We start from the raw sequence: 16,695 nt of genomic DNA, 5'->3' as shown, positions 1-16,695 counted from the left end.
ACGAGGTATAAGAATAAGGGTCGGTTTTATTATATTTGGTTCATCACAGATTATAGACTAGATATTATTAGCCAAAAACCCAGCTCAAAAAAAGCTGGGTTTATGACTTATGGAAACTACTGATAACTTATAAATTTATTAGCTCATTAAACATTTCACGCCTTGTATTATTAGATTTGTTTACAAAGTTTGTTTCTAAATACCAATCTCTGAGCCTTATCACCATACTGTCATTCATAGGTACATCGCCGTTGTATACAAAATATCCTGTAAGATAGGTTACATAATCTATTCTTTTTGGATCAGGAAGATTATTATCAGATATAAAGTTTAAAGCCCGATCTAACCCTTTGAAAGGGCATCTTTCAAGCCTGGGCGAATAAGAGTATCACGATAGTTGAAGGCGCCAAGGCGGAAGAAGCGGCCTTTCGCCGAAGTCGTCAGCAAGGGGAGCGTCCGTATGCCGCCCGGACGGAGGAAGTTATACTGGATTAGTTCCATGGGTAAAAGCGTCAGGAGAAGCTGAAAAAGAGCGGGCAGCAGAAGAATCCCTAATGAAATTGTAAATAATAATGATTTGCCTACCCAATCGACAATAAAAAGCAGGGAGAACAAACGGTTGCTCCCTGCGTAGAGTTACCAAACATTATCTGAAAATGGCATTCGGCAAAAAGGCTGATACGAGCCAGTTCGGCATGTCGACGATTTCGCTAATTCTTAAATCAACTGCCAGACTGCACAGCATATATGCCTCCTGTTCTGTCATTTTGTATGTGCCAACTAGGTGCTCTATCATATAATGGATGGCATTTTGTGAAGCTTGGTAAATATCCTCGCCATGCCCGGTTGTTACATAATAACCGCGGCTGTCTGCTTCTGGTGTTGGCGGCCCAGGAATTTCATAGCGCGGTTCCTGAATACTTTTCCCTTTATGCAAGGTGAATCGGATGGTTGTTTCCATGGAAGCCTCAATTGCTGTACCGCATACTTCGCCATCACCCTGAGCTGCATGCGTATCCCCAATTGAAAATAAAGCACCTTCCACCCAGACAGGAAGATAAAGTTTTGTTCCTCGAGTCAAATGGCGGATATCCATATTTCCACCGTTTTTCCGTGGTGGAACAACGCTGAATTTACCTGATTCAGGAAGAGCAACACCAACGGTTCCCGGAAATGGCTTCATGGAAAGGTTAATGCCATCCAAAAATTCAATCGTATTCGAGTTTGTCAGGTCAAATGTTTTAATCGCAGGTTCCTGAAAGTAGTCGGATAATAGACCAAAGCCAGGTATGAGCGCAGTCCATCCCCAATCAAGTTGCTGGAAATTAATCATTTCAATTTCCAGTGTATCGCCCGGCTGTGCCCCTTTAACGTAAACTGGACCAGCAGTTGGATTCACCTTAGAGAAATCAAGGTTTTTCACATCTTCCGCCGTTGAATGCTTATTAAACTGTCCACCGGAAGACTCTGTAATTTCATACGTTACAGTCTGACCAGAATCAACTTCTGCGATGGGCTTAAGCGAGTTATCCCAGCCAATATGACTATGCCGATTAAAATCATGGATGGTCATAAATGAATGGTTGTGATGATGAATGGACATAAGAAATCACTCCTCTAAAATTTTATTTTCCGAATTCGTGTTAGTTTGTCGATCAAATGATAGTCGAAGAAACTATAAAATGCCTGCGTCTTTTTAGTCGAGGTCAATGTTAGCATCTTTACCTTTCGCAGCAAGGATAATCGTAACTACTATACCAACCAGGAGCCAACTTAGCCCAACGATTTTTGTCAGTGATGAAAAATTGAGCCACACAAAACCAATGACAATAAAGCCAATCAGCGGGAGTATTAAGAAATTCCAGTAATCGTGTTGTTTCTTTTTTAAGATAAAGTGATAGAATACACTTACATTTAGGAGCAAAAAGGCAGAAAGTGCTCCGAAGTTTACTAGTGTAGCTAAAGTATCAATACCTCCAATAAACACAAAACCGAGGATCACAGAAATTCCTGCTACCAATAAAGTACTTGTATATGGCGTCTTATACTTTGGGTGTACTTTTGAAAGAAATTGTGGCAGTTTTTTGTCTCGCGCCATACTATACAGAACACGTGAGATTGCTGCCTGTGCCACAAGTGCATCTGCTATTCCCCACGCCAATGCTGTAGCTACAGCTGTAAGTACTCCGAGCCATTTACCTCCAGCGATTTCCGCTGTTTCATAAAATGCTGTATCAATATTCGAGAAAGATTCGTAGTCCGGAAAGATTAATGCTGCTACCCATGTTTGAACAATAAATAGTACACCAACGAGTAACAAGGAAATGATCATTCCACGTCCAATTGCCTTAGGGCCCTCTTTTGACTCTTCCGACAACGTAGATATAGCATCAAACCCAAGAAAACTGAGAACTGCAATCGAAACGGCACCTAACACTAAGTTCAAACTGAAATTGTCCGGATTAAATAGTGGGTCAAATGAAAATGTAGCGCCGTTCACACCATTCGCGATAGCTGTAATACCAATCACAAGGAAAATCACCAGAACGATCAATTCGAATACTAAAAATATTTTATTTGTCCGTGCCGTCATTTCAATTCCTAAGTAGTTTATAACCGTGTTAATAATTACGAAAATGATAATCCAAACCCATGCTGGAACCCCTGGCAATACCCCACCAAGCGCTGCTGCACTGACAACATACATTAACGTTGGTACTAAAATATAATCCAATAAAATCAGCCAGCCGGCAATAAAACCAAGGTGCTGATTGATTCCTCGCCCTACATAGGCATATACGGAACCTGCAAGTGGAAACTCCTCAGACATGCGCGCATAACTCAATGCGGTAAAAATCATACCGACCATTCCAATGAGATATGCGAGCGCAACCATTCCTTTTGCCCCGACCATGACCTCGCCGTATACACCGAATGGTGCAATTGGGACCATAAAGATTAAACCATAAATAATAATGTCGGTAAAAGATAGTCCCCTTTTCAGCTCCTGTTGATAACCAAATTTTTCAACAGATTGCTTTTTCATAGAAAGCCCCCCTCGTATATTATGTTTAGGCCCTATCATTTGAGCCCATATTTTCTTACTTTTCCTGCTGGATATAGTCAAAAGTCTTGGACGTCCCGTGATGTTCCTAGATAATGGTCTTAGGATCATTTGGGACAATTCTTTTCCCCCTTGTGGCTAGACCACACGTAAAGACTGTTTCCCAGTGTGCGTTCGGACCTTCCTACTCGCAGGCTGTGCACCCTGAATCTCGAACCTGGGTGTTAGTAGCCCCAGGGCGGCTTTCGAATCAGGGTTAGTACTTATACACGAGGTTGCTGATCGGCGTTCACACTAGGGATATCTCAGGGCGTCCAAGAAATAGTACCAATGATTCTAAATCGAAAGGAGGAGAACCCCCCATGAAATTATTTGCTGGATTAGATGTTAGTTCTTTTGATATCAAGATTTGTTTGCTGGATGGTGAAGGAGAAAAGGTTAAATCCTTCACGGTTTCCAATGACCTTCCTGGTGCTAGTGAGCTTCGGGATACTGTTTTGGAATATTTGCGTGATCAGGCTGTTGATACGCTCAAATTCGGGCTTGAATCCACGTCCGTTTATAGTTTTCATCCATCCATGTTTCTTCATCATGATGAGGCACTCAAAGCACTTGGCGCAGAGGTATTTGTCATGAATCCAAAACAGATTGCGAACTTTAAAAAGAGTTATAGCGACATGGACAAAACCGATGAAATTGATGCGTTCGTCATCGCCGATTATCTGCGTTTTGGCCGATTGCCAATGTCTGTTGTCAAAGAGAGCCAATATGTTGCGCTCCAACAGCTTACACGCTCCAGGTATCAGCTAGTTCATCAGGTTACCAAGGAAAAGCAGCACTTCCTTCAACACTTGAGTTTTAAATGCAATACCTTCAAAGAGGAAGTCGATTCTTCCGTTTTTGGGAATGCCATGATGGAACTGTTTTTCGAGAAGTTCAGTCTGGATGAACTTGCGCAAATGCCGGTTGAAGATCTAGCTGATTTTCTACAAGAAAAGGGCAGAAATCGCTTTGGTGACCCGGAATGTGTTGCGAAATCCATTCAGAAAGCCGTTCGTTCTTCTTACCGTCTGGACAAGGTTGTGGAAGACTCTATCGATGTTATTCTTGGTACAACTATCGAAGTCATTCGCACACTCCAAAAACAGATAAAGGAAATTGATAAAGCAATCGAGCGTATCATGGCTGGACTGCCACAAACGCTTGTCACTATCCCAGGCATCGGGCCCGTGTTTACTGCGGGAATCATCGCCGAAATCGGCCAAATTGAGCGATTTGATGATGAAACTAAGATAGCCAAATATGCAGGCCTTTATTGGCGAAAGCACCAATCAGGCCGCTTCACAGCTGACGACACTTCACTTACGCGTAACGGGAATCAGTACCTCAGATATTACCTGGTTGAAGCCGCCAACTCGGTAAGACGGCACGTTCCTGAGTATCAAGCATATTACGCGAAAAAATACAGTGAAGTACCTAAGCATCAACACAAAAGAGCACTCGTCTTAACCGCAAGAAAATTAGTGCGTTTGGTGGATGTGCTACTACGCAATCACCAAATCTACACGCCAAAAAGGAGCGTGAATGCATGAAGCACAAATAGCTTCTAAATCCTTTTACTGATTACCAGTAATTTCCATTTATTTACTGGTCTAGTTTCCTGATGCCTTTTTTCGCAAAATTGAACCTTGACAATCGAATATTTAGTTATTTTCCTCTTGACATATCACCGCAGGTCTTTAAACTTGGATTTCTATATATTGATATAATACAAGCATGATAATTATGAGTATTTTTATTAATTGGATGAATATCATTTCTGGGAGTGATGAGAAAGCGGGGGATATGAAGGATGCTGTTCCAGATGGTGCTGCTTTTCTGGGTGGCTTATCGCCGATGACACGATTAAGCCGGTTGATGGGATGCTTCTCGCAATTGTTGCCGCCAGGAAGGAAGGGTTCAAGCAATTGTATTTGCCCCTTATGAAGGATATGCCATTACCGCAAATAGATGGGATGGAATGCTGTTTTGTTGAAACACTGCACGACGTCGTTGCCTCTTTTTTTATGGTCAGCTTTCTTCATTTGCGATCATCTCAATGTCTTCTTCTGAAACAAAGCATCCTGAGCCGGTAACGGATGATAAAGACTTCCAGCATATACTTGGCCACAAGCTTGCGAAACGAGCGCTAGAGATTGATGCCGCGAGGGTTAATGAATGGACCTCTCTGGAATAGGAAAGCGCTGGCGTCACATTTATAGAGGGCAGTGACCTCGATTGGTCTGTAGCATTACAGCAATTGATCGAGCTTCTTGAAGATACCCTGAAAAGAGTAATAAGAAAATTCAGCATCCTATCAAAGAGTCAACTGCAGCAATGGATAGCGGGTCTGCCCAATTATATCAAGATATACCTGCCTATTTCGGTCTGCAAAAGTTGAGTTAGTTAAAGAGAAAAAACAATATTAGATTTCTAACACTTTTTAGGGGCTTCCTTACACGGAAACACCCGTGAAATTTTTTACATATAAATGGAAATAATGATATTCTAACTGTTGGTGAAGAAAATGAAGATGGTAATCAGACTTGGTATATAGAGCCAGAAATCTATCTTCCGTCAAAAATGGTAGAAGGGAAAACTTATGAATACAATTATCAATATACATCAGACCTAAAAGGGAAACTATATATTACATTTTTAGGATATGAGGATTTGACTCAAAATGGTGAAACATTTAATTGTATTGTTGTAAAAAGGGAAAAAGGAGAAACCACAATGATTGAATATTATGCTAAAGGCGTAGGTTCAGTTCTAAAAATTAATGATGATAGTAAAGAAAAGGTTCATGAATTTTTAAATATGGGTAGGCCTGAATAAGAAGTAATAATGGTCTCAATTTAGTAAGTTGGGTGGGGTGTTATGAATAGTAAAAATTCGTTTCCGAAAAAAAAGAATACTGCCTTTATAAAAGCGATCGCTACCAAGTTTCCAGATATTAATTTAGACTTTGGAAGAGAGGAAGGGTATTCTATATATTTGGAGGAGATTCCTAACAAACGGTGGATGATGGTGGATATGAATGATAGTCCAAATGAAGCAACGCCCGAATTAATAATTGCAATTGACATTAAAACGAATGATATACGGGAAGAGGATATTGAAATTTTAACGCAAATCCCTTTAAGAAAGAAAGGTCAAAAGGAAACGAGTTTTTGGTTGACTAAAAACCGTGATTCTATACGCCTTCGATTTTGTCAAGATGAACATTATGCATATGACTTTGAAAAAGGAAGTTTTTTAGACTTTGTTGAACGAACATATATTTCTTTTAAGTCAAGATAAATAAAAGCAAGTAACCCATTGCAAATAATGGTTACTTCGATTTTAAAAACAATAGGGTTAAAACTATTTTTGTTTATTTCTATATGAATCCGTGTCCATGTGGATTTTTAGGATCGAACCGCTATTATTGTACCTGTACCCCAAACAGATCACTGCCTATCATAATCGCGTTTCCGGGCCTATTCAGGAACGCATGGATATGTTACTGAATCTCGATACTGTAGCCCTGGATCGAGAGACGGCCAAACATAATGAAACCTCCGCGTCCATCCGTTCCCGTGTTGCCGCCGCCCGCAAACAGCAATATGCTCGTTAGGGGAAGAAATACTCAATGCGACTGTACCGAATGAAACATTTGTAACTGCTAAACTAAAATAATCAATTATTGCTAGATAAAAATGGACACTTTCCTATTGGGGTATTTACATGTGTCGCCGGCTCGTTTCAGCGGTTAACTCGCTCTTGAAAATCTCTGGCAGGACTTTTCGATTTGAAGAATAAAAGAAAGGGAGAGACAATTATTCAACATAGCAAGATTGTCTCTCCTTTTGTATTTTTATAGATTTTTATGGGGATATTGATACGATCAGTGTTAGAAAGCGGATGGGCGGTTGACCATTTCCCGAAGAAGGGAGGTGGTAAAAATGACAACATATCAAGCAATAATGATTGCACTCACATCAAATATGGTTTTGATAGGAGTCCTAACGTTTGTCATGAATAGAAAAAAGTAACCGTCCTCCGCCTCGACCAAAGGATAGGGTAGGTTACTTTTTTCTTGAAAATTACTAAAACATGAATTTATTCGTACGTTAAAAGTAGTTCCCAGTAAATATCATGGTTATAGCAAAGGAAAAGAAAGATTTAGATAATTTAGTTTTCGCCTGAGCTTTTTTCCCGATAATTAGCAATCAGATAACATATAAAACAACTAACTATAAATGGAATAAAGAAAGCAGTAACAGCTAAATGTACAAAAGGTAAGGTATCACTATGTGCAAATACTTGTTTAATCTCCTCGTTTTCAAACATTTTAGTAACAAAATCTAAAGCTAATATATCGACTGCTAAATAGAAACCCACTAGTATTGTAATTAAAAATACGCCTACATATCTTATTGTACTTTTAAATGTAGTGGCATTAGCGTAAAGAGCCATATACAGCCAAGCTATAGGAAATGCGAGAAACGGAACCCACCATTGCTCATTGCTTAAGTTTAGTAATTGTACAGTAGCTGCTCCAAGAATTAATGGAACGAATACAAGCCAAAAGAATGAAGCTTTTTTATCCATTTTTGCAACACGTGTAAACTCAAAGAGCAGTAAGACTCCTATAGGATAAATAATGAATTCAGCAATAGCATAAGAAAAAGGTAGCCATTTTAGAAAAGTCAGAGATAGGAACATGGTGATCAAGCATATTCCGATCACCTTCCTTACTGAATTTTCGTAACTAACATTTATCCAAATGAGTAGACAACCAAGTATGATTAATAATGGTTCAGTTAGTACAATTAATGAAGAGAATTGTTGTGTGAGTAAACCAACTATGATTAATAATACAAGGGTAACTGCAAATAACTGTCTATCAAAACTAAGGTTCCGAAAACGATAAACCATTTCCATAACAGTAATCACCTCCTTAATAAGCAATTTTTACTAATATATGCTTGGCCAACGCATGTATGATACTGGGCCTCGATTATTTTAAACTGTAGCTGCTAAACTAAATATGAAAGGCAAATTCCAAGGATAGGGAGCGCAACTCGAGCGACACGCCCCGCAACTCGAGCGACAGGCCCGCCCACTCGAGTGACGCACGCCCCATCAGCCCATTTACGTCCGACACTTTGATCATATACCTTATCATATTTCACAAATTATTAAAAATAGTTAAAAATATATTTGACATTCAAGCTCATTTAGCACATAATAAGTTTTAAAATCAAATGCGTTACATACAGTGTTGACAGGGGCCAGTAAATAGCGTCTGAAACGAAAGAGAGCGGAGTCCACCGGCTGAAAGACTCTGGCGAATTTCAGGCTGTTGAACCTACCTCTTTAGCTGGCTGGGCGAATAACCTGGCCGTTCCCTGCGTTAAAGGGTGAGAGAGGGCATCTATAAACATTGGATGCCAAAAAAGGTGGTACCGCGGAGCGTCACGCTTTTCCGTCCTTTGCAGTTTATGCAAGGGAAGGGAAAGCGTCTTTTTTTTAGTATGCAGAAAAGAGGTTAGATGTATGGCGAAAAAACGAATTGTCGTTAAAATTGGCAGCAGTTTGTTAACGAATAAAAACGGCGGGCTCAGCGAAACCAAACTGCTTGAGCACGCTGATGCCTTGGCAAGCCTGAAAAAACAAGGTCATGAAGTGATCCTGATTTCCTCAGGTGCGGTGGCGGCCGGCTACAGCGAACTTGGTTACCCGTCCCGCCCGGTCACCCTAGCAGGTAAACAGGCAACAGCAGCGGTCGGCCAGGGGTTGTTAATCGAGGCGTATACCGAATCGTTAAAAGCGCATGGCATCACAGCCGCTCAATTGCTGTTAACGCGTGACGTTTTTGGCAATGAAGCTCAGTATAGCAATGTTTACAATACGCTGACTGAGTTGTTGAAACGGTCGGTTTTGCCGATTATTAACGAAAATGATTCAGTCGCCGTTGATGAATTGACATTTGGCGACAATGACATGCTCTCTGCTCTTGTCAGTGGCCTTGTGCATGCCGACTTCTTAATTATGCTGACGGATATCGACGGTGTGTATAAACGTAATCCAAAGGTTGATCCGACAGCTAAACGTTATGATGTTTTGCCCGCCATTACCGTCGAGTTGTTTCGTTATACGAAAAGCAAGCCCGGCTCCAAAGTCGGAACCGGCGGCATGACCTCCAAACTGTTAGCTGCCCGGACAGCCCTCTCGCTTGGCGTTCCCGCATTTGTCGGCACCGGCAGCGGGGAGGACAAACTTGAACATATTGTGAATGGCACAGGCGAGGGGACCTATATCGGCGAAAACACGATTCACAACTTAAAAAAGCCGAAGCAGTGGATCGCATTCCACTCACCCGTTTCCGGCAAAATCGAAGTGGATGAAGGGGCAGAAGCAGCGATTGTGGCCAATGGAAAAAGTTTATTGCCGGCAGGGACGAAAGCGTTTGAAGGTATTTTTGACTCAGGCGATGTCGTTGAAATCATCAACAGTAAAAAAAGGGTTATTGGAAGAGGTCAGGTGAATTATTCGTCCGCCGATTTAAGCAAAATCAGAGGACTTGCAAGCGAAGAAGCCATGCAGCAGGCAAATCGGAACCGCCCTGAAGTAATCCATCGTGACCGATTAATCTTAACGCTGAAGGAGGAGAATGTTTTATGAGTGAACTATTAACAAAAGCAGCAAGAGCAAAGGATTCTGCTCAAGGACTTGGGGTGAAAACGACAGAACAAAAGAATGCGGCATTACACATCATCGCGGATCAATTAATCAGTGAAATCCATTTTATTATGGGTGAAAACGAAAAAGATATTGAAAACGCCAAGCAAAAAGGTTTTCAAGCATCGCTAATTGACCGTCTCGTTCTGAACACACAGCGCATTCAGGACATGGCAGACGCCCTGAAGCAGCAGGCTGAACTGAACGATCCGATCGGTGATGTCCTCGAATCGTGGGACCGCCCGAATGATCTGGCAATCGAAAAGGTCAGCGTCCCGCTTGGTGTTGTTGGCATGATCTATGAAGCACGGCCAAACGTCACCGTTGATGCGGCAAGCCTTTGCCTGAAAACCGGCAATGCCGTCTTACTGCGTGGCAGTTCCTCAGCCGCACATTCCAACAAAGCGCTTGTTGATGTGATCCACCGTGCGCTTGAGCAATCGGACCTGCCAGCCGATGCCGTGCAGCTGCTTGAAGACACCAGCCGGGAAACTGCATCGAAAATGTTCAAACTCAACGACTATCTTGACGTTCTGATTCCGCGCGGCGGGAACAATCTCATTCAAACCGTCGTTGAACAATCTTCTGTTCCGGTGTTGGAAACAGGCTCAGGCAACTGCCATGTTTTCATCGACGAAAGCGCCGACAAACAAATGGCGATTGATATAGCCGTCAATGCAAAAACACAGCGCCCATCCGTCTGTAATGCAGCCGAGACAGTGATTGTTCATGACGCCTGGGCTAAGAAGCATTTGCCTGAACTCATCCAAGCGCTTCAGCACCATGATGTTGAAGTGCGCGGCGATGACAAAGCACAGGCACTTGCTGAAAACCTGATACCAGCAACCGAAGAAGACTGGGCAACCGAATTCCTGGATAAAACTCTGGCGGTCAAAATTGTTCCTGATGCGCAGGCTGCCATTGAACATATCAACCAGTACGGCACCAGTCATTCAGAAGCCATTATTACAGAATCCGATGACAATATGCTGGCCTTTTTCAACAATGTGGACGCTGCAGCTTTGTATCACAACGCTTCAACAAGATTTACAGACGGTTTCGAATTCGGCTTCGGCGCAGAAATCGGCATAAGCACACAAAAACTGCATGCCCGCGGACCAATGGGACTGCCAGCGCTAACCTCAACGAAATATATCATCCGAGGTAAAGGCCAAATTAAAGCGTAACATGGGGGGACCACGGGGACAGGGGGACCATGGGGACAGGCACCATAGCCGTCAAGCTAAGCATAATACTGTAGATGAAAGCCAATCGAGCGACAGGGTGCGTAACTCGAGCGACAGAGCACGCAACTCGAGCGACAAGGTGCGCAACTCGAGCGAGGGCGGGGTCAACTCGAGCGACAGAGCGCGCAACTCGAGCGAGAGCGGGGTCAACTCGAGCGACAGCACCCGCAACTCGAGCGACACTAGCCCACACCCGAGCGACAACACATTCCAAAAGATCGGCCTGCAACAATACATGAAACAAACCAGTTAGCAGATTATTTAGCGGACTAGCAAGGGAAGCACAACAAGAATCAGCATGCGGCCCACCTCATGACCCACCACACGGCCCCATTAGTTAAAACAATACAAAAAGAAACCAAACCAGAACAAATTAGATAATACAACTGCAGCGGGTTAGGTGCGCATATGCCGTCCAGACTGGGGAAGTCATACCGGATTGGTTCGGGTGCCAAAAGAGTCGGGAAAGGCAGAAGCAAAAGCAGGAACAGTCAGCAGGTGAATCCTGTGATAAATACCGCCGATCGCGGGAAGCAACCGAAGTTTAGCGGGTGGATATTTTACAGAACACGCGAGATAATAGATAGCCAAAAATGAAGTGATTTATTTGCAGGAGTTTGCAGAAATTCGTCGAATAGGTAATATGAGTCTTAATTTCTGGATGCTATTGAGACTATATCAGTTAAGGGCAACTTACTTAGATTAGGTGAGACACTTATATTACTAGGTGAATTAAAAGTTATTATGGTTGAACAATGGAATAGTAATAATTTGTGGAGTGTAGACAGCACCCAAACAAAAGAAATTTGAATCTCAAGTGCTTTGATAGTGTTTGTATAAAGGACGTGTAGTGACGTTGCCTAGACGATTTATTATAAAATTTCAGGATTGCGAAAAAATGGAGTTCTACGATGTTCTTTCACTTGAAGAAAAACAAGTTCATGAAGTACGGGCAATTGCTTCTCAATATATAAGAATACAATTACAAGAATATAAGGATAAAGGCTTTGATATCCCATATCTGACTGCAAATCAAAGACATAGAGTAGTAAGATCTAAAAATCGTATTGTTTTTGGGAGGAACCCGGCTACATTGAAAAGAGAGCAAAAAATTGTCATCTCGCTTCATTCTCAAGTAAGGGTTTTTGAAAGAGAGGGTTCTAAGGAACTTAAAACGATATTAAATATAATACAAAGGATAATTGATGCAGATAAAGTTTCGAAAGCTCAGTTTAAAGGGTATAGTTCATTAACATATACTTTAACTAAAGACGGAGACCCAACGTCTTATAAACTTCCAATTCGTTTTAAATGGGTTAAAGGAAAGCGTCAAATTTTGTCCGTTACAGTTTCCTTCCGTGATGCTCCACCATCAAAAATGACTACAAAAATAGCTAATAGTGAAGAACTAGAAAGTCGCATGGCAGCGTATAGAAAAAAATTAGTGGACCGAAGTCAGAAAAAATAAAGGACATAAGTAACGTTTCTTGAATATATATGTGTTAGGGTTTAATATTTCGTATGTACGTTAAAAATAAGTCGTAGAAGGGATGAATGCAAATGCCTATCGTAAACGAGGAGGTTCAAACAATGAAAAGTGAACCAACTGTGTTAAAAAAAGATATTTATTGGCAGATTGCAGATAGTGCATATGTTGTTCGGAATGTTCCTTATCTTAAAGCTGACTACGACGGAGAAGAAATGCTGGACTTAAATGTTTCGATAGCAATAACTACATTACGTGATCTTATGGTTGAAAATGTTATTCCACATGATGTAGATTATGAAGACTTTGCTGATATTGAATTTTAATTACTTTTGATATACTTTTAAGTAACCTCTAATTTAATTAGGGGTTTTTTTATGAGGTCGTCGTAGCAAAAGCGCAACCAAACACTAGGCACACGCACAATTCAGAATTGTGTATGTGCCTGGCACCCGCTATACTCACTCTCCCCAATTCTTCGGGCTCCAAATGGTTCCTTCTATTTGTCCTTCCATTTGTTCCGTGCGCTTTGATTGTTCTTGAATCATTCCTATAGCAGCTTTTATTAAAGTGCGTTGATTATAGTCATCAAGCATGTCATACGTTTCCTGTAATTGATTCAGAATCCATGCATCGTTTTCCATATCCTGTCCATCCTCCTGTTCGTTAATTCATATCATCCAACACCATCTTTAATTGATCCATATTTTCCCGCTGTTCTTGCATATGATCGATTGCGAATCCTATGGTGTCTTTAGCTGTGGCATTTTCGTTTGTTAGAAAGGCATTTCGGAGCTGTTCGATCATCCATGTTTCCCGTGCTTGCAAGCTGTCATCGTTTACCATCGTGAGCTTCTGCCAGTATTCGGTCAGGATATCCATTTTCTGATCATCGTCCATGTATGCAAATTGAAAAATGGGTAAGGGCTTCATGTACGTCATGCCAACTTTATTGGCCATCGCCTGGTATGGTTTGGTGAGCTCGCTAATTGAAAACAGTTCGTCGCCACCTGCCTGGTATTCTTTCCTTGGCACACCAATCATGATAACTAACCCAAACTCTTTTCCGGCTAATACGTGTTTATTTCCGTAAGCAAAACCATCTTCTAAAACCATATCCTGCCAGTATTTTAGAAGAGGTGGTGAACTATACCAGTATAACGGAAATTGGAAAATAACCCTGTCATGCTGCCACAGTAATGCTTGTTCTTTTTCCACATCAATCTTTCCGTCAGGGTATTGGCCCTCTAAATGGTGAATCGTAACTGCTTCACTATCTTGTATGGACGTTAAAAAATATTGCTGGCTACGGGATTCAAGTATATCCGGATGGGAAACAATTAATAGCGTTCGCAAACGAAACATCCTTTCTTGAGCCAGGCGCTAGACCTGGCATTTATTTTTTAACAATCGTGTTATACGCTTGTTCGATGTCGGTGGTTTGCTCCTGGCATTTGAAATCTTGGCAAATGTAGATGGTTGTTTGGTTCTCCACTTGCTTAAGAGCGCTGGCAAATGGGGCAACAGATTGGAATTCACTGGCATGCTCAGCCGCGAGAACGGTGACATGCGGGAGATATGCCTTGTGTAATTGCTCGAGCAATTGCACGCGGTTGGGGTCGTTTTCTTTACCAATAATCACCACTTCTTTTGTCGGCAAATCCGTTAGAATGACACTTTCGAGGAACATCGGGCTCCCGATCACATCCTCCTTGATATCCTGAAAGAAGGTATGATGCATGTGATCAGCCATGTCAAGATATTGCGTCTCACCTGTCAAGAACCCGAGACGTGTCGCCATCACGGCGGCAACCGCATTTCCTGAAGGGCGGGAACCGTCATAAATGATTTTGTCCCTGGCAATCAATGGTTCGCTGTCCCTTCCGCTAAAATAAAAACCGCCATATGCTTGATCCCAAAATAGCTCGGTCATTGTTGCAAACAAATCTTTTGCTTGCTGCAGGTAAGTTCGTGAAAAAGTTGCCCCGTATAATTCAATGGATGCCCATAAAAGATTCGCGTAATCATCAAGATTGGCTTGATGTTTTACTTTGCCATCCCGAAAGCGGGCCATTAACCGGCCGTGCTTGACCATATTTTCTTGAATAAACGTTCGTGCAGTTGCCGCCATCTCGGTATATGCCGGGTTACCGAATGCTGCGCCAGCTTTGGCAAGGGCAGCAATCATGTAGCCATTCCAAGCGGCTAAGATTCTATCATCAACCAATGGATGCGCTCTTTCTTGACGTTTGGCAAGTAAAGCGGCTCGGGCACTTTCCAGTTGCTGTTGAATGGCTTGCACGGATTCACCACGTTCGTTTGCAAGGGTTTCCAGCTTCGTGTGGATAAGGTTTGGGATATGTTTCCCTTCGTCATTTCCATTCGGCGTGATGTTATAGGCCGTTTGATAAAGGGCAGCAAGATCAGATCCCAGAATATCGGTGATTTCCTTGTCATCCCATAGATAATCGTTTTCTTCCGCGTCAATCGCCGAATAAAATGCACCTTCTGGACTGGTCATTTCCCGTTTGATGAAGGCAATGATTTCCTCGGCCTTTTCCTGATAAAACGGCTTTTTCGTTAGCTGATAACATTCCGTATAAACCATTAGTAATAAGGCGTTGTCATACAGCATCTTTTCAGCGTGCGGAACAAGCCACATGTCATCCTTCGATCCTGATGTAAAACCGAATCCAACATGATCGTACATGCCGCCAGCTGCCATTGCTCGAGCGGTTTTATCCACCATCCGCCATGCATCTCGCTTTTCGGTAAAGTGAAAAAAACGTAATAAATACAGTAACGTTTGCGGCTCGGACGATTTCGGCGCCACGCCAAAGCCGCCGTATGACGTATCAAACCGTTTGCTGAGTAGTTGATAAGCGGAAATCGTGAATTTACTTGACAATCTAGCCTGACTTTTCGTTTGTTTCGTTTGTTGTAATGCTGTATGTACACTATCCGTCACGGTCTTAATCGAAGCGGGATCATGTTGATATGCCTCGCTTAGGTGCTGGATGGTATCAAGGAATCCAGGCGCCCCAAATTTGCCATTCCTCGGTATGTATGTATCCGCAAAAAATGGAACGCTATCCGGTGTCATAAAGATGGATAGTGGCGAACCGCTTTGCCCAGTCATCATTTGGCAAACCTTCCCATAGGCCGATTCAATATCCGGCCGTTCTTCCCTGTCTACCAAAATGGAAATAAAATGCGCATTCAAATAGGCAGCAACTTCCTCATCTGCAAACGATTCATGTGCCATATGACGACATAAGCGGCAAGTCAGGTAGCCGATGAATAAGAATATTGGTTTATTCTCCGCTTTCGCCTTGGCAAATGCTTCCTCACCCCACGGGTACCAGTTTACCTGGGCATAAGCATGCTGCATAAGGTACGGAGACTTTTCAATGATTAAATTGTTGGGTTGCTTGTTTGATGTCATTGGACTTTCTTCCTTTCGAACCATAGGGACAGGTTCTGTGGTTCATCATCCTTTTAGTTTATGGAGGATTAGGCTTATTTTATCTTAATTTAACTTTAACAGAAAATGGGTGGTTTTTGGAGTGCCAGGCCTGTTGTCGGGGATACCTCCCGCGAAATAATCTGGGTGATATAAAAATGGTTGGTTGCACGAGCTAAAGAGGGTGCGAGGGCAACTCGAGCGACAGGGGATGCAACTCGAGCGACGGGGCGTGCAACTCGAGCGACGGGGAGCGTAACTTGAGCGACGGGGAGCGTAACTCGAGCGACAGGGCGTGCGACTCGAGCGACGGGGCGTGCAACTCGAGCGACAGGGGGCGTGACTCGAGCGACAGGATGCGCAACTTGAGCGCCAACAGCCCTCACTCGAGCAATGATTATGCCACCGACAACACGCCCCATCCAAAGATAGGCCTGCAACAACACATGAAACAAACCAGGAAGTAGTTGATTTAGCGGTTCAGCAAGGGAACCACAACATGACCCACCAGCTGGACCACCATACGAACCACCTCATGAACTACCCCGCGGCCCCATGAGTTAAACAATACAAAACGAGGTATAAGAGTGGAATATGCCTTATGATACCGGGGCACGAATTTCAAAGGTTGATTTTCGGCTGCCGCCGAAAATCGTACACCATAGAA

14 protein-coding genes and 1 pseudogene are annotated in these 16,695 nt (G+C 42.6%); 8 read left to right on the top strand and 7 right to left on the bottom strand.

Going from position 1 to position 16,695, the window contains the following annotated elements; genetic code table 11:
• Nucleotides 1-342: 342 nt before the first annotated feature.
• The 3 genes from FFL34_RS06120 to FFL34_RS06110 form a co-directional block, all read right to left on the bottom strand.
• The gene (locus tag FFL34_RS06120; RefSeq protein WP_138602441.1) at nt 343-615 is read right to left on the bottom strand and encodes a hypothetical protein; all 273 of its coding nucleotides are present in this window, start codon (nt 613-615) and stop codon (nt 343-345) included.
• 31 nt (nt 616-646) lie between these two features.
• On the bottom strand, nt 647-1,603 hold the full coding sequence (locus FFL34_RS06115) for an acetamidase/formamidase family protein (protein ID WP_138602439.1): 957 nt from the start codon (nt 1,601-1,603) through the stop codon (nt 647-649).
• Nucleotides 1,604-1,696: 93 nt separating this feature from the next.
• Nucleotides 1,697-3,046 (bottom strand): APC family permease, encoded by a 1,350-nt coding sequence (locus FFL34_RS06110; protein ID WP_138602437.1) that lies wholly within the window; start codon nt 3,044-3,046, stop codon nt 1,697-1,699.
• 380 nt (nt 3,047-3,426) lie between these two features.
• On the opposite strand from FFL34_RS06110, the gene FFL34_RS06105 reads away from it, so the two are divergent.
• The 4 genes and pseudogenes from FFL34_RS06105 (at nt 3,427) to FFL34_RS06095 (ending at nt 6,406) form a co-directional block, all read left to right on the top strand.
• Nucleotides 3,427-4,656, top strand: coding sequence for an IS110 family RNA-guided transposase (locus tag FFL34_RS06105; RefSeq protein WP_138601661.1), 1,230 nt, complete (start codon nt 3,427-3,429; stop codon nt 4,654-4,656).
• A gap of 668 nt (nt 4,657-5,324) precedes the next feature.
• Nucleotides 5,325-5,504, top strand: a pseudogene (locus tag FFL34_RS19105) (IS4 family transposase); the annotation flags it as partial.
• 272 nt (nt 5,505-5,776) lie between these two features.
• Complete coding sequence (locus FFL34_RS18175; protein WP_171046293.1) at nt 5,777-5,941, top strand: hypothetical protein; 165 nt, start codon at nt 5,777-5,779, stop codon at nt 5,939-5,941.
• A 42-nt stretch (nt 5,942-5,983) separates the two neighbouring features.
• Complete coding sequence (locus FFL34_RS06095) at nt 5,984-6,406, top strand: hypothetical protein (RefSeq protein WP_138602435.1); 423 nt, start codon at nt 5,984-5,986, stop codon at nt 6,404-6,406.
• An 873-nt stretch (nt 6,407-7,279) separates the two neighbouring features.
• Here the strand turns inward: FFL34_RS06095 and FFL34_RS06090 are convergent.
• Nucleotides 7,280-8,032: a hypothetical protein gene (locus FFL34_RS06090; RefSeq protein WP_138602433.1), complete on the bottom strand. Its 753-nt coding sequence runs from the start codon at nt 8,030-8,032 to the stop codon at nt 7,280-7,282.
• A gap of 615 nt (nt 8,033-8,647) precedes the next feature.
• Here FFL34_RS06090 and proB point away from each other — a divergent pair.
• The 4 genes from proB to FFL34_RS06070 all read left to right on the top strand — a co-directional run bounded on the left by proB (nt 8,648) and on the right by FFL34_RS06070 (nt 12,891).
• Nucleotides 8,648-9,775: a glutamate 5-kinase gene (gene proB, locus FFL34_RS06085; protein ID WP_138602431.1), complete on the top strand. Its 1,128-nt coding sequence runs from the start codon at nt 8,648-8,650 to the stop codon at nt 9,773-9,775.
• Nucleotides 9,772-11,019, top strand: a complete 1,248-nt coding sequence (locus FFL34_RS06080) for a glutamate-5-semialdehyde dehydrogenase (RefSeq protein WP_138602429.1) — start codon at nt 9,772-9,774, stop codon at nt 11,017-11,019. The genes proB and FFL34_RS06080 overlap by 4 nt, the downstream gene beginning before the upstream one ends.
• Nucleotides 11,020-11,977: 958 nt before the next feature.
• A complete protein-coding gene (locus tag FFL34_RS06075; RefSeq protein ID WP_138602427.1) occupies nt 11,978-12,547 on the top strand; it encodes a hypothetical protein in 570 nt (189 codons plus the stop codon).
• A gap of 122 nt (nt 12,548-12,669) precedes the next feature.
• Complete coding sequence (locus FFL34_RS06070; RefSeq protein WP_138602425.1) at nt 12,670-12,891, top strand: hypothetical protein; 222 nt, start codon at nt 12,670-12,672, stop codon at nt 12,889-12,891.
• A gap of 135 nt (nt 12,892-13,026) precedes the next feature.
• Here FFL34_RS06070 and FFL34_RS06065 read toward each other — a convergent pair whose 3' ends face one another.
• The 3 genes from FFL34_RS06065 to FFL34_RS06055 are packed head-to-tail and all read right to left on the bottom strand — an operon-like array spanning nt 13,027 to nt 16,010.
• Entirely contained in the window at nt 13,027-13,209 is a 183-nt protein-coding gene (locus FFL34_RS06065; protein ID WP_138602423.1) for a hypothetical protein, read from the bottom strand.
• 22 nt (nt 13,210-13,231) lie between these two features.
• Complete coding sequence (locus FFL34_RS06060; RefSeq protein WP_138602415.1) at nt 13,232-13,921, bottom strand: NAD(P)H-dependent oxidoreductase; 690 nt, start codon at nt 13,919-13,921, stop codon at nt 13,232-13,234.
• Between the two features lie 40 nt (nt 13,922-13,961).
• Nucleotides 13,962-16,010 carry a thioredoxin domain-containing protein gene (locus FFL34_RS06055; RefSeq protein WP_138602413.1) on the bottom strand — a complete coding sequence of 683 codons (2,049 nt, stop codon included), beginning with the start codon at nt 16,008-16,010 and terminating at the stop codon, nt 13,962-13,964.
• Between the last annotated feature and the right edge of the window lie 685 nt (nt 16,011-16,695).

The organism is Lentibacillus cibarius (assembly GCF_005887555.1).
GTDB classification, from domain to species: Bacteria; Bacillota; Bacilli; order Bacillales; family Amphibacillaceae; genus Lentibacillus; species Lentibacillus cibarius.
The sequence above is the reverse complement of the archived record's forward strand: the minus strand, read 5'-3'. Positions and strand labels throughout refer to the sequence as shown.

Coding starts and splice junctions, on each gene's coding strand:
- FFL34_RS06115 (WP_138602439.1), bottom strand. CDS start 1,603: ATGTCCATTCATCATCACAACCATTCATTTATGACCATCCATGATTTT.
- FFL34_RS06110 (WP_138602437.1), bottom strand. CDS start 3,046: ATGAAAAAGCAATCTGTTGAAAAATTTGGTTATCAACAGGAGCTGAAA.
- FFL34_RS06105 (WP_138601661.1), top strand. CDS start 3,427: ATGAAATTATTTGCTGGATTAGATGTTAGTTCTTTTGATATCAAGATT.
- FFL34_RS06095 (WP_138602435.1), top strand. CDS start 5,984: ATGAATAGTAAAAATTCGTTTCCGAAAAAAAAGAATACTGCCTTTATA.
- FFL34_RS06090 (WP_138602433.1), bottom strand. CDS start 8,032: ATGGAAATGGTTTATCGTTTTCGGAACCTTAGTTTTGATAGACAGTTA.
- proB (WP_138602431.1), top strand. CDS start 8,648: ATGGCGAAAAAACGAATTGTCGTTAAAATTGGCAGCAGTTTGTTAACG.
- FFL34_RS06080 (WP_138602429.1), top strand. CDS start 9,772: ATGAGTGAACTATTAACAAAAGCAGCAAGAGCAAAGGATTCTGCTCAA.
- FFL34_RS06075 (WP_138602427.1), top strand. CDS start 11,978: ATGGAGTTCTACGATGTTCTTTCACTTGAAGAAAAACAAGTTCATGAA.
- FFL34_RS06070 (WP_138602425.1), top strand. CDS start 12,670: ATGAAAAGTGAACCAACTGTGTTAAAAAAAGATATTTATTGGCAGATT.
- FFL34_RS06065 (WP_138602423.1), bottom strand. CDS start 13,209: ATGGAAAACGATGCATGGATTCTGAATCAATTACAGGAAACGTATGAC.
- FFL34_RS06055 (WP_138602413.1), bottom strand. CDS start 16,010: ATGACATCAAACAAGCAACCCAACAATTTAATCATTGAAAAGTCTCCG.